Source organism: Novosphingobium sp. 11B, from assembly GCF_054589055.1.
In genome coordinates this window covers 19,288-31,098 of record NZ_BAAILP010000033.1, presented here as the reverse complement: position 1 = coordinate 31,098, position 11,811 = coordinate 19,288, and the positions used below count along the sequence as shown (strand labels likewise).

General features: G+C 66.4%; 11 protein-coding genes. 7 read left to right on the top strand and 4 right to left on the bottom strand.

Annotated elements, in window-relative coordinates; all coding sequences use genetic code 11:
- Positions 1–119: 119 nt before the first annotated feature.
- The gene (locus ACYPYD_RS02815; protein ID WP_459661998.1) at positions 120–1,517 is read right to left on the bottom strand and encodes a helix-turn-helix domain-containing protein; all 1,398 of its coding nucleotides are present in this window, start codon (positions 1,515–1,517) and stop codon (positions 120–122) included.
- 148 nt (positions 1,518–1,665) lie between these two features.
- On the opposite strand from ACYPYD_RS02815, the gene ACYPYD_RS02810 reads away from it, so the two are divergent.
- From ACYPYD_RS02810 to ACYPYD_RS02800, 3 genes are all read left to right on the top strand, one after another.
- Positions 1,666–3,252, top strand: a complete 1,587-nt coding sequence (locus ACYPYD_RS02810; protein ID WP_459661997.1) for an isocitrate lyase — start codon at positions 1,666–1,668, stop codon at positions 3,250–3,252.
- Positions 3,253–3,336: 84 nt separating this feature from the next.
- Positions 3,337–3,507 (top strand): hypothetical protein, encoded by a 171-nt coding sequence (locus ACYPYD_RS02805; protein WP_459661996.1) that lies wholly within the window; start codon positions 3,337–3,339, stop codon positions 3,505–3,507.
- A 391-nt stretch (positions 3,508–3,898) separates the two neighbouring features.
- Entirely contained in the window at positions 3,899–5,986 is a 2,088-nt protein-coding gene (locus tag ACYPYD_RS02800) for a putative bifunctional diguanylate cyclase/phosphodiesterase (protein ID WP_459661995.1), read from the top strand.
- Between the two features lie 81 nt (positions 5,987–6,067).
- Here the strand turns inward: ACYPYD_RS02800 and ACYPYD_RS02795 are convergent, their stop codons facing one another.
- Positions 6,068–6,712 (bottom strand): TetR/AcrR family transcriptional regulator, encoded by a 645-nt coding sequence (locus tag ACYPYD_RS02795; protein WP_459661994.1) that lies wholly within the window; start codon positions 6,710–6,712, stop codon positions 6,068–6,070.
- Positions 6,713–6,836: 124 nt separating this feature from the next.
- On the opposite strand from ACYPYD_RS02795, the gene ACYPYD_RS02790 reads away from it, so the two are divergent.
- A complete protein-coding gene (locus ACYPYD_RS02790) occupies positions 6,837–7,163 on the top strand; it encodes a 2Fe-2S iron-sulfur cluster-binding protein (protein WP_036523527.1) in 327 nt (108 codons plus the stop codon).
- A 14-nt stretch (positions 7,164–7,177) separates the two neighbouring features.
- Positions 7,178–8,437 carry a cytochrome P450 gene (locus tag ACYPYD_RS02785; RefSeq protein WP_211150358.1) on the top strand — a complete coding sequence of 420 codons (1,260 nt, stop codon included), beginning with the start codon at positions 7,178–7,180 and terminating at the stop codon, positions 8,435–8,437.
- 4 nt (positions 8,438–8,441) lie between these two features.
- Here the strand turns inward: ACYPYD_RS02785 and ACYPYD_RS02780 are convergent, their stop codons facing one another.
- A complete protein-coding gene (locus tag ACYPYD_RS02780; protein WP_248005967.1) occupies positions 8,442–9,326 on the bottom strand; it encodes an alpha/beta fold hydrolase in 885 nt (294 codons plus the stop codon).
- 285 nt (positions 9,327–9,611) lie between these two features.
- On the opposite strand from ACYPYD_RS02780, the gene ACYPYD_RS02775 reads away from it, so the two are divergent.
- Together ACYPYD_RS02775 and ACYPYD_RS02770 are read left to right on the top strand one after the other, a co-directional pair.
- Positions 9,612–9,773, top strand: a complete 162-nt coding sequence (locus tag ACYPYD_RS02775) for a hypothetical protein (RefSeq protein ID WP_156799817.1) — start codon at positions 9,612–9,614, stop codon at positions 9,771–9,773.
- Between the two features lie 90 nt (positions 9,774–9,863).
- Positions 9,864–11,189, top strand: a complete 1,326-nt coding sequence (locus ACYPYD_RS02770) for an MATE family efflux transporter (protein WP_459661993.1) — start codon at positions 9,864–9,866, stop codon at positions 11,187–11,189.
- Here the strand turns inward: ACYPYD_RS02770 and ACYPYD_RS02765 are convergent.
- The gene (locus ACYPYD_RS02765) at positions 11,176–11,781 is read right to left on the bottom strand and encodes a DUF938 domain-containing protein (protein WP_459661992.1); all 606 of its coding nucleotides are present in this window, start codon (positions 11,779–11,781) and stop codon (positions 11,176–11,178) included. The two genes, ACYPYD_RS02770 and ACYPYD_RS02765, sit on opposite strands and share 14 nt — an antisense overlap.
- Positions 11,782–11,811: the final 30 nt, after the last annotated feature.

The window sequence follows — 11,811 nt, the reverse complement described above, 5'->3', positions numbered from 1 at the left end:
CCCAGCGAAGGCTGGGACCGCTGGCCGTGTAAGACCCAACCCTCGGCAGGGCGTTTGAACGATAGTTGGCCGTAACAGGCCAGCGGTCCCAGCTTTCGCTGGGATGACGGGAAAGAGTTTCAACTCTCCGCGAACGTATAAGGCTGCGCGGCACGGCGGTAATCGTCCGCCAGCACGTCGCGCCCGATCGGCGGGACCGAGCGGGCGGTGCATTCCGCACGCTGGCACAGACGGCAGGTGACGCCGATGGGCGTCGTCGGCGCGCCCGCCGGGTCCACGCCTCCGGCATAGACCAGCCGCCCCGCCTGCTCCGCCGCGCAGGCGAGAGCCACCGCGCGCACCACCCGCGCACCGCCGTAGCCTGCCGCCCCACCGGTCACCGTGCGCGCGATCGAGAAGAAGCGCTCCCCGCCCGGCAGTTCGAGCCATTGCGGCACGATCTCGCCCGGACGGCGAAACACCTGATGCACGCTCCACAAGGGGCACCCGCCGCCATGCGCGGCGAAGGGGAAGCCCGCGCCGTCGAGCCGCTTGGAGACATTGCCCGCCTCATCCACGCGGATGAAGAAGAAGCCGACGCGCTCCTCCCCCGGCCTCTGCAGCGTGGTGAGACGATGGGCCACCTGCTCGAAACTGGCGCCGAACAGAGCGCACAGGGCATCGATGTCATAGCGCCGCTGGTCCGCCGCGCGGGCGAAGCGGCCGTAAGGCATGACGATCGCCGCCGCCGCATAGCCCGCCAGGGCGCGCAGCAGCAGCGTGGCGGTAGTGCGGCTGGAGAAGCTGTCGGCCCGGATCGTCTGCTTGATCTCGGATCGCAGCGCAGTGTGGGCGATGTGCGTGGCGATCTGGAACGCGCGGCTGGCATGGTCGAGCGTGTCGGCGATCAGCAATTGCTGGTTGTGCCGGTCGAAACGGCGCAGCGAATCCATGAGCACGTCAGGCGGCAGGAAACGCACGCGTACGGCCTTGGCGGCGAGCCACTCGGTCGCCCCGCCCGCCTTTTCGATCTCGCCCGCCAGTTCCTCGGCGCGGGTGTCGAGCGCGTGGAAATAGTTGCGGTTGGCGGCAAGGAAGCGCTGCGCTTCGCGCACGGGCTCGTTCTCGTCCGCCATCGGCCCGGCGGCGCGCTGCTCGGCCAGCGCCTGCGCCTCGCGGGTATAGGCCTGATGCAGCCGCAGCAGGGCCTCGGAGACACCGGGAAAGCTGGTGGCAAGGTCTGCGACTTCCAGCTTGGGCAGGTCGATATCGGCGAAGATCGGGTCGCGCAGCACGTCGGTCAGGCGGCGCGCGTAGTCCTCCCCGTCGTCACCGGCGATGTCGGCGATGTCGAGGCGGTAGGTCTTCGCGAGGCGCAGCAGCATGTCGGCGGTGACCGGCCGCTGGTTGCGCTCCAGCAGGGCGACGTAGCTGGGCGAGATTTCCAGATCATCGGCCATCGCCAGCTGCGTCAGGCCGAGTTCACGGCGCAGACGGCGCAATCTTGGACCAAGGTATAAGGGACGGTTTTCTGCCATTTCCGCGCATTCTGTCATAACCACACAACTTTACAAGGAACATCTGTAAGGTTTGACAACAGCACCTCGCAAGGCATTCCGCCGCGCCGTCATCGCGACTACCTCGGCTCCATCGAAAGCAATCGCATCCGCGAAGAGGAACTGAAGCGTGACCTACCAGAGCAAGATCATCGAAGCCGGTAATACGATCGGCACCGAGACCCACTGGAACGGGATCGAGGCCGAATCGGTCGCCCGCATGCGCCTGCAGAACCGCTTCCAGACCGGCCTCGACATCGCCCGCTACACCGCGGGCATCATGCGCGAGGACATGGCGGCCTACGATCTCGACCCCGCCAACTACACGCAGTCGCTGGGCTGCTGGCACGGGTTCATCGGCCAGCAGAAGATGATCTCCATCAAGAAGCACTTCGGCACCACCAAGGGGCGCTACTTGTACCTCTCGGGCTGGATGGTCGCGGCGCTGCGCAGCGAGTTCGGCCCGCTGCCCGACCAGTCGATGCACGAGAAGACGTCGGTTCCGGCGCTGATCGAGGAACTGTACACCTTCCTGCGCCAGGCTGACGCGCGTGAGCTGGGCGGCCTGTTCCGCGATCTCGACAAGGCCCGCGAGGGCGGTGACGAAGTCGAGGCCAAGCGCATCGAGCACGCCATCGACGCCTACGAGACACACGTAGTGCCGATCGTCGCCGACATCGACGCGGGCTTCGGCAACGCGGAGGCGACTTACCTCCTCGCCAAGAAGTTCATCGAGGCAGGCGCCTGCTGCATCCAGATCGAGAACCAGGTCTCGGACGAAAAGCAGTGCGGCCACCAGGACGGCAAGGTCACCGTCCCGCACGAGGACTTCATCGCGAAGATCCGCGCGGTCCGCTACGCCTTCATGGAACTGGGCGTCGATGAGGGCCTGATCGTGGCGCGCACCGACTCGCTCGGCGCTGGCCTCACCAAGCAGATCGCCTTCACCCGTGAAGCGGGCGACATCGGCGACCAGTACAACGCCTTCCTCGACTGCGAGGAAGTCGAGACGGTCGGCCACGGCGACGTTCTCATCAGCCGGGACGGCAAGCTGCTTCGCCCCAAGCGCCTGCCCAGCAACCTCTACCAGTTCCGTTCGGGAACCGGCGAGGACCGCTGCGTGCTCGACAGCATCCACGCCCTGCAGAACGGCGCGGACCTGCTGTGGATCGAGACCGAGAAGCCGCACATCGGCCAGATCGGCGGGATGGTCAGCCGCATCCGCGAGGTGATCCCGAACGCCAAGCTGGTCTACAACAACTCGCCCAGCTTCAACTGGACGCTGAACTTCCGCCAGCAGGTCTTCGACGCCTGGCAGGCGGCGGGCAAGGACGTCTCGGCCTTCGACCGGGCGCGCCTGATGAGCATCGACTACGACGCAACCGAGCTGGCGGCAGAGGCCGACGAGCGCATCCGCACCTTCCAGAAGGACGCGGCGCGCGAGGCAGGCATCTTCCACCACCTCATCACCCTGCCGACGTACCACACCGCCGCGCTGTCGACCGACAATCTGGCGAAGGAATACTTCGGTGACGCCGGGATGCTCGGCTACGTGAAGGGCGTGCAGCGCGAGGAGATCCGCCAGGGCATCGCCTGCGTGAAGCACCAGAACATGGCCGGCTCCGACCTCGGCGACGACCACAAGGAATACTTCGCCGGCGAGGCCGCCCTGAAGGCCGGCGGCGCGCACAACACGATGAACCAGTTCGCGGCCTGAGCCGCACCACACTTGGAGGAAGCCGGGGGACGGTCCCCCGGCAACTTGGGGAAGCACCCCCGCAAAGCAAGGAAAGGACATAGCATGACCACCATGATCGCAGAACCGACCCGCGCTCGCGCGGTGCTCTCGAACGAAGACTTCAAGCTTCTTCAGGAAGCCGTCGTCTTCTATCTCAAGGCACACGAGGACGATCCGATCTCGTCCAAGTACTCCAACCTCTATCACCGTCTCGGCAGCGCGATCCGCCGCTGAGGCAGCTCAAGAGTTTTCCTGGGGAGGAAAGCTTGGCCCGTCGCACCCGTGTGCGGCGGGCCATTTGCATTGGAGCGAAGAGGGGGGGACACGAACGGCCGTCTTCGCGCAACTGCGAAGGCGCCCGGTCAGCTTGCGTCAATCATATCGGCCTAACCTGCGCCTTGCGACGTCACCGGAATCAAGGAGGCGACGAAGTGCGAAGGTTCGCTTCCAGCGTTAGCCAACTGCCCGAATTCCGGGCGATCGGCGCCCTGCGGTTACCAAAAGTTCATGCTCCAGACCCTTGAAATTGCGCGCCTCGCTTCGTCATACCTTTGTCGCCATAGGGCAGAAAATTAACCACCTGCCTCATAGCCTGCTCCAAACCAGATGGGGATCTGCGTTGTATTTGGGGCTTAAACAGGACGTAACCGGCGAGGAACTCGCGCTCGCCATCGCGGAGCGCGGAGACCTGCCTTCGCTCGACACCGCGCTTCAGGCGGCCTCGCTCGCCGAGACGCGGCTGCGCGAGGTGATCGAGGCGATTCCGCAAGGCATCGTCTTCCTTGACGAGGAGGATCGCTACATCCTCTGGAACGAGCAGTACGCCCAGATCTACGAGAAGTCGGCCGACCTGCTGGTGCCCGGCGCCAAGCTGGGCGACGCGCTGCGCATCGGCATCGCGCGGGGCGACTACCCCGAAGCAGCCGGGCGCGAGGAGGAATGGCTCGCCAGCCGCCTCGCACTGCTGCGCCAGCCTTCGCACCGCCACGAGCAGTGGCTGTCGAACGGCCGCTGCATCATGATCGAGGAACGCCGTCTCGAAAGCGGCGGCTCGATCGGCGTGCGCGTCGACATCACCGACCTCAAGCAAAAGGAAGACGCCTTCCGCCTGCTGTTCGAACGCAACCCGCTGGCGATGTTCGTCTACGACCCCGAAAGCGGCTGCATCCGTACCGCCAACGAGGCCGCCTGCGCCCTGTTCGGTTATACCCCACAAGAAATGGCGGACCTGCCCGCCGGAGACCTGTTTCCCGCGACTTCGCGCGCCCACGCAGCGCAGCTGCTGGTCACCGACCGCGCCGACACCGGCGACAGCTGGAAGATGCTGCGGCGCGACGGGACCGCGATCGAGACCGTGATCGCCACGCGCGTCTCCGACCTCGAGGGCTTTTCCGGCACCATCGTCTCGATCTTCGACGTCACCGAACGACGCCGCATCGAGCAGCGCATGGCGCACATGGCTCGCCACGACGAACTGACCGGCCTCGCCAACCGCGCCCATTGCCGCGCCCAGCTCAACGACTTGCTGACGAACGCCGGCCCGCAGGAAACGGCAACGCTGGCGATGATCGACCTCGATCATTTCAAGCCGGTCAACGACACCTACGGCCACCACTTCGGCGACATCGTCCTGACCGAAGCGGCGCGGCGCATGCGCGAGCTGATCCCGCCCGAGGCCCTGCTGTGCCGCATCGGCGGCGACGAATTCGCGCTGATCTTCCGCCGCTCCAGCCTGACGCAGGCGGAACTGGTGGCCAAGTCGATCATCACCACCCTGTCCGAGCCCTTCTTCGTGCAGGGCCACATGATCCACATCGGCGCAACGATCGGCTTCGCCTCCGCGCCTTACGATACCCGCGATCCCGAGACTTTGCTGCGCTACGCCGACCTTGCGCTCTACGCTGCCAAGGGCGAGCGGCGCGGAACCTGCCGCAGCTTCGAAGCCGGGATGGACGCCGCCGCGCAGGAGAAGAACCGCCTCGAGATCGACTTGCGCGCCGCCGTGCGCGAGGGCGGGCTGGCAGTGCACTACCAGCCGATCGTCGATCTCCAGAGCGGGCAGGTCGAATGCTACGAAGCGCTGCTGCGCTGGAACCATCCCGAGCGCGGCGCGGTGCCGCCCGACGTCTTCGTGCCGCTCGCCGAGGAGATCGGCCTGATCGACCAGATCGGCCGCTTCGTGCTCGGCAGCGCCTGCAGCGCAGCGATGCAATGGCCGGACCACGTCAAGGTCGCGGTCAACGTCTCGCCGCTGCAGTTCCGCAACGGCAACCTGCTGAGCACGGTGATCAACGCTCTTTCCACCTCCGGCCTCGCCGCCGAGCGCCTGGAACTGGAGATCACCGAGGCGGTGCTGATGGAGAAAGGCCCGCGTCCTTCAGCGATCATCCGCAACTTGCGCGCCTTCGGCATCGGCATCTCGCTCGACGATTTCGGCACCGGCTACTCTTCGCTGAGCTACCTGCTCAACTACCCCTTCACCAAGATCAAGATCGACAAGTCGTTCATCCTGAACCTGCACCACGAGGCCAATTCGCGCGCTGTCATCCGCGCCGTGATCGGGCTCGGCCGCAGTCTCGGCCTGATCGTCACCGCCGAGGGGATCGAGAGCGACATGGAGCGCGAATACCTGCGCGACGAAGGCTGCACGCAAGGACAGGGCTACCTGTTCGGCAAGGCGATGCCAGCGGGGGCTTCGACAAGCTCAGCCTGAGCGGAATTTGGGAGACCTACTCCAACCCCGCTCACCCTGGGCCTGCCGAAGGGTCGCAACTGACCTCGCAACCTCGCTCGGTCACGCCGCCAGCGCGCGGCGGCAAAATTCCCATAGCTCGCTGGCCAGTTCCTCGCGCCCGGTGCGGTCGGGAATACCTTCCTCCTCCGCCAGCAGCACCGTATGCACGGTGGTCGATACGAGGTTGTAGACAAGCCGCGCCTGCAGTTGCGGATCGGCCTGCCGGAAGGCTCCGCCCTCGATCCCCGCCGCCACGTGCCCGGCGATCAGGTCGAGCAGCGGCTCCAGCGCCGAGTTCAATTCCCCCTGCCGCGTCTGGGCGAGCCGCAAGTGCTCGCGGCTGAGCGCCGCCCCGCGCCGGTTCGCGCCCAACCGGTCCTGTCCCAGCTGGCCCACCACGATCCCGGTGACGATCGCCCGCAGCGCCTCCACCGGCCCCTCGCAGCGCGCAGTAATGTCCCGGAACTGCAGTGCCGCTGTCCGCAGCGAGCTGTCGAACACCGCCAGCACGAGGTCGTCCTTGCCCTGGAACCGTTCATAGAACGCCCGCCGCGCCAACCCTGCCCGCGCCAGCACCGCGCGGATCGTCAGGCCCTCCAGCCCCGATTCGTCGAGCAGGTCGTAGGCGGCACGGATGAGCAGCAACGCGCGGTCGCCCTCGGGTGCTTCGGGCGCGGTGAACAGCGGCGGATAGGCGGTCGTCATCCTTGAAGCGCTACGCCCGCGTGGGGCCCCGGTCCAGCCCTGCGTCGATGCGATTGACTTGGCCGCCCTCAAGCGCGTACAAGAATGAGAACAATGTTCTCACAGGACAACGAGAGAGGAAACCATGCCGCAGATCACTTACGTCGATCACGACGGACACCAGACGCGCGTTGACATACCGCTTGGCGAGAACGTCATGCGCGGGGCGCTGTACAACGGCATCGAGGGCATCGTCGGCGAATGCGGCGGCGGCCTCTCGTGCGCGACCTGCCATTGCTACGTGGACGAGGACTGGGTCGACACGGTGGGCGGTCCCTCGTCCGACACCGAGGCCGAACTGCTCGAAGCGGTAGCCACCGAACTGCGACCGACCAGCCGCCTCTCATGCCAGATCGAGATCACCTCCGCGCTGGACGGGCTGATCATCCATCTGCCCGAAACGCAGTTCTGAAGGGAGAGGACGCCATGCCTATCGACGCCGCCAATCCCGTGCCCCCCAGCTTCCCGCGCAATGTCGGGATGGACCAGGTGCCCGCCCACGTTCCGCCCGAACTGATCCGCCAGTCTGGCCTCACCGTCGGGCCGGACTTCCTTGCGAACCCGCACGACTTCATGGCCGCGCTGCATGAAAAGCAGCCGCCGATCTACTACGACGTCAGCCCGATGGGGAACATGTGGCACCTCATCAAGCATGAGGACGCGCTGTTCGGCCTGCGCCACCCGGACATCTTCTCGAACGAGGGCGCCACGCCCTTCCCGCGCGATCCGGACGACTATTTCTACTTCATCCCGATCGAGATCGACCCGCCGCATCACCGCAAGTACCGCAACATCGTCGATCCGGTGTTCAGCCCGCAGGGCGTGCTCAAGCTGGAGGAGCAGATCCGCCAGCGCGCCAACGGGTTGATCGACGAGATCGAGGCCAAGGTCGCGGCCGGAGGGATTTGCGAGTTCACCGAGGACTACGGCCGCCCGCTGCCGGTCACGGTGTTCCTCGACATCATGGGCCTGCCACAGGACATGCGCGACGAGTTCGTGGACTGGGCGATGAAACTCCTCCATTCGAACGACCGCGCGGTGATGGGCGAGACGATGGGCAAGATCACCGCCTATCTGCGCCAGGCGATCGAGGAGAAGAGGGCGAACCCCGACGACGGCGTCGTCAGCCGCATCGCACACTCCGCGCCGGACGGCGTGCCGCTGTCGGACAAGGAGATCTTCGGCTTCGTCTGCTTCCTGTTCATCGCCGGGCTCGACACCGTGTTCGCGACGCTGAACAATATCTGGCTCTACCTTGCCGAGAATCCGGACAAGCTCGCTGAAATCCACAGCCGCCCGCAGGACATCGACAAGATCGTCGAGGAACTGCTGCGCCGCTGGTCGGTGACGTTCTCGGGTCGGGTCCTCGACAAGGACTACGAGATGCGCGGCGTCCAGATGAAGAAGGGGGACCGCGTCACCTTTGTCCTGCCCGCCTGCAACTTCGACCCCGAAGTGTTCCCGAACCCCAAGGAGGTGGACTTCGACCGCCCGCGCAAGACGATCCTGGCCTTCACCGTGGGCGTCCACAGTTGCATGGGCGCACACCTCGCCCGGCTGGAAGTGAAGATCGCGCTGCAAGAGTGGCTGAAGCGCATCCCGGCGTTCTCGGTGAAGCCGGGCACGCGGATCGAGTACCGCCCCGGCGGCGTCATCGGGCCGGAGCACCTGCCGCTGGTCTGGTAGCCCGTCAGCCCACCTTGCGAGGCGGCCTTGCGAGAATATCCAGCAAGGCCGCCTCGAACGCTTGGGGGCGCTCGTACATCGCCCAGTGCCCGGCGTCCTCGACGACGCGGAACTCGGCGTCGGGCTGGACGGTACGCAGCGCCGCCTCCTGCGTGGCCGGGTCGGGATGCGGCAGGTCGAACGCGCCCCAGATCGCGTCTACAGCGACGCGGACCTCCGGAAGCACTTTGACCAGTCTGTCGGGAAGCACCAGCGGCGGTGCATGAAGCCGCGCAGCCTTGGCAGTCGGCAGCAGCATGTGAATCGCAAGGTCGTCGGCGCTCTCGGGGTGATGGAGCATAAGCCCGAGCAGATTGGCCTTGAGAGCGGCGCGGCGCTCCTCCCCAACCAGACCGCTGATCCGGCCGAGGCGCGGGTGACCCATCGGCGTTCCCAGCCCGCCGCAGCCGACGATCACCAGCCTGCGCGCCGTGCCCGGATGCAGCGCCGCCAGATGCGCCAGCGCGACGCCGCCGAACGAGAAGCCGCACAAATCGGCAGGCATCTTTTCCGCGCCGAGGATCGCAGACAATCCCCGGGCAAGCGCGGCCGAGATGCCTGCATGGTCGTTGCTCGCGGGCATGGCCGAATCCCCGTGGCCCGGCAGGTCGGGCACGATCAGCCGCCGGTGGTGAGACAGTCGCTCTATGTTGCGGACCCAGTGCGTCCAGGACCCTTGCGCGCCATGTGCAAGGACAAGCGGCGCCCCTTCGCCCCAGATTCGCCATGCCATCGTCCCGTCGCCGCACGGAGTTTCGACCCGCCTCGCCTGCGACTCGAGCGAATCAAGATAGATGGCCGGGCCGGCATTCTGCTCGAATTTGCCGGTGTCGGTGCCCATTCGGGTCATGCCTCTCTCCTTCGATCCCCATCGGATCATCGCAGGAGACGATGCGCAACAGGCACCCCGCAATCATCGCCGGGATGACAGCGCAGGACATGCAACACCGCAGAAACGCGCGGGAAATGGGCGAAGGAAAAATTGCATGCTGCGCAGCATGAAATGCATTTCCCGCTTTGCCAAAGCCGGATTCTTGTGCAATGTGGTCGGTGAAAGGTTCATGTAACCTTACCGGTGTTGGGAGAGAGCGCGCCGGGGATGAGAAATCACTCCGGCGCGCCGATTTCTTCGCAGATGCAGCAGAAGCTGCCTGATCCACCAACTTTCAACAATCTCCCTGATTTACGCGGGTTTGGCAAGCCCTCATTGCGTGCGCTTTCCTTGTACCTTCAGCCGGGTATCGCACTGCAACATGCCGTGTCCTTAGGAAAACCGCCGATCCTGCTCCTCGAGTGATTCGCGAAGGTGGGACAATATGTCCTGATCGCAGCGGCGATTCTTCGGTTCGTTTGCCCCTGCGGGTGCGCTTGGCTAGATCCTGGTTCCGTGACCGTCTCCCCGCCCTCTCCCGCCCGCCAGCTCTGGGCCATCGCCCTGCCCGCAATGCTGACCAACGTGGCTACCGCTCTGTTCGGCCTTGCCGACATGTGGGCGATAGGACGGCTCGGCGACGCCCCCGCGCAAGGCGCGGTCGAACTGGGGGCCAAGTTCATGCTGGGCCTGCTCAACGTCTTCAATTTCCTGCGCACCAGCACCGTCGCGCTGACCGCGCAAAGTAGCGGACGCGGTGACGGCGACGCGGGCGAGACGCTGGCACGCGCGATGGCGGTGGCGCTCGGCATCGGCGCGGTGCTGCTCACGGCCATGCCGCTCGCGATCCCGCTGGGCCTCGACGTGCTGGGCGCCGAGGGGCCGGTGCGCGAGGCGGCCCGCAGCTACGTCGCGGTGCGCTACTGGGCGGGGCCGGTGTGGCTGGCGAACTGCGTGCTGGTGGGCTGGCTGATCGGACGACGCGAGGTTCGCCATGTCCTGGTGGTCGAGATCATCGCGAACCTCGTCCACATCGCCCTCGACCTGCTGCTGGTGCTCGTCGTGCGCTGGGGCGTGGCCGGGGTAGCGACGGCGACGGTGAGTTCCGAAGCCCTCAAATTCCTCCTGCTGGCCGCGATCGTCGTGCGCGAGGGCGCGGCGCGCGATGCGCTGGCGGCCCTCGGCCGCAAGGGGACGTGGGCACGGAGCGAACTCGCGCGGCTCTTCGCGCTCAACCGCGACCTGTTCGTGCGCACCCTGCTGCTGACCGGCTCGATCCTGCTGTTCGCCCGCGTCGGTGCGCGCGCCGGGCCAGTCACGCTGGCTGCCAACGGCGTGCTGTTCCAGATCTTCATGCTAGCGACACTCCTACTCGACGGGTTCGAGAGCGGCGCGCAAGTGCTCTGCGGCGAGGCGCTCGGCGCACAGTCGCGAGCGCGTTTCACCGCCGCCGTGCGCTCCGCTCTGGTATGGGGCGGCGTGACCGGGCTTGCCGTCGCGGCGCTTTACGCGCTGGCGGGCGCCCGGCTCGCGGCGGCGTTCAGCACCGACCCTGCCGTAGTTGCCGCGACCGCACAATATGCGCCTTGGCTGGCACTATTGCCGGTGCTGGGCGTGTCGTCCTTCGTGTTCGACGGGGTGTTCGTCGGCGCCGGATGGACGCGGGCGATGCTGGGGACGATGGCGGCGGCGATGGCGGCCTACCTCGTCCTGCTATGGACGCTCCAGCCGCTCGGCAATCATGGGCTGTGGGCGGCTTTCGCAGTGTTGTTCGGCGGCCGCGCGGTGGGCCAGGCGCTGGTCCTGCCGCGCCTGATCCGGCGCAGCTTCAGCGCTTCCTGAAAACCAGCATCAGATTGTTGGCGGGCATTTCGACGAGACTGTCGAACGCCAGGCCATTGTCCAGAGCGCAGGCGCGCACGGTTTCCACGCTGCGCAGGCCCCATTCCGGGTTGCGCCGCTTGAGGTCCTCGTCGAAGGCCGCGTTGCTGGGCTCGAGCGTCAGCCCCTCTCGCCGATAGGGGCCGTACAGCACCAGCGGGTAGCCCGATTCCAGCACCCGCGCGGCGCCGGCCATGAGGCCCTCGGTCGCGGTCCAGGGGCTGATGTGGATCATGTTGATGCAGACGACCGCCTGTGCCTCCGTAATCGGCCATTCATGCGAGGCCGCGTCCAGTTCCAGCGGCGCGCGCAAGTTTGCCAGCTCCGCCTGCTCCCCCCACGCCGCGATCGAGGCGCGGGCGTTGTCGTCGGGATCGGTCGGATGCCAGACGAGGTCGGGCAAGGCGGCGGCGAAGTGGATGGCATGCTCGCCGGTGCCGCTGGCGATCTCCAGCACATGGCCGGATACCGGCAGCACGTCGCGCAGGACCGACAGGATCGGGTCACGGTTGCGGGCAGTGGCGGGAGCCTCTCGGCGGGCGTCGTTTTCCATTGCCTTGCAATGGGATCGCCGACCCGGTTC

Coding starts and splice junctions, on each gene's coding strand:
- ACYPYD_RS02805 (WP_459661996.1), top strand. CDS start 3,337: ATGACCACCATGATCGCAGAACCGACCCGCGCTCGCGCGGTGCTCTCG.
- ACYPYD_RS02775 (WP_156799817.1), top strand. CDS start 9,612: ATGCAGCAGAAGCTGCCTGATCCACCAACTTTCAACAATCTCCCTGAT.
- ACYPYD_RS02790 (WP_036523527.1), top strand. CDS start 6,837: ATGCCGCAGATCACTTACGTCGATCACGACGGACACCAGACGCGCGTT.
- ACYPYD_RS02815 (WP_459661998.1), bottom strand. CDS start 1,517: ATGGCAGAAAACCGTCCCTTATACCTTGGTCCAAGATTGCGCCGTCTG.
- ACYPYD_RS02765 (WP_459661992.1), bottom strand. CDS start 11,781: ATGGAAAACGACGCCCGCCGAGAGGCTCCCGCCACTGCCCGCAACCGT.
- ACYPYD_RS02780 (WP_248005967.1), bottom strand. CDS start 9,326: ATGACCCGAATGGGCACCGACACCGGCAAATTCGAGCAGAATGCCGGC.
- ACYPYD_RS02795 (WP_459661994.1), bottom strand. CDS start 6,712: ATGACGACCGCCTATCCGCCGCTGTTCACCGCGCCCGAAGCACCCGAG.
- ACYPYD_RS02785 (WP_211150358.1), top strand. CDS start 7,178: ATGCCTATCGACGCCGCCAATCCCGTGCCCCCCAGCTTCCCGCGCAAT.